This window comes from Neisseria sp. P0008.S010 (assembly GCF_051962715.1).
GTDB classification, from domain to species: Bacteria; Pseudomonadota; Gammaproteobacteria; order Burkholderiales; family Neisseriaceae; genus Neisseria; species Neisseria elongata.
This window is the reverse complement of record NZ_JBQCVA010000152.1, coordinates 1-478: the sequence shown is the minus strand read 5'-3', so window position 1 is coordinate 478 and position 478 is coordinate 1. Positions and strand designations below refer to the sequence as shown.

Below are 478 nucleotides of genomic sequence, written 5' to 3'. Positions count from 1 at the left end.
CGTCAGATGTGTATAAGAGACAGCCTACGGGCGGCAGCAGTGGGGAATATTGCGCAATGGGCGAAAGCCTGACGCAGCGACGCCGCGTGTGGGATGACGGCCTTCGGGTTGTAAACCACTGTCGCGAGGGACGAAGATCTGACGGTACCTCGAAAGGAAGCACCGGCTAACTCTGTGCCAGCAGCCGCGGTAATACAGAGGGTGCAAGCGTTGTCCGGAATTACTGGGCGTAAAGGGCGCGTAGGCGGTCCAATAAGTAGGGGGTGAAATCTCACGGCTCAACCGGGAGGCTGCCTTCTAGACTGTTGGACTTGAGCACGGTAGAGGCAGATGGAATTCCCGGTGTAGCGGTGGAATGCGTAGAGATCGGGAAGAACACCAGTGGCGAAGGCGATCTGCTGGGCCGTTGCTGACGCTGAGGCGCGACAGCGTGGGGAGCAAACAGGATTAGATACCCGAGTAGTCCTGTCTCTTATAC

Annotated in this window: 1 rRNA gene; it reads left to right on the top strand. The window is 57.9% G+C overall.

The window, feature by feature from the left end:
* Positions 1-478 (top strand): 16S ribosomal RNA (locus ACTHSL_RS12975); the annotation flags it as partial.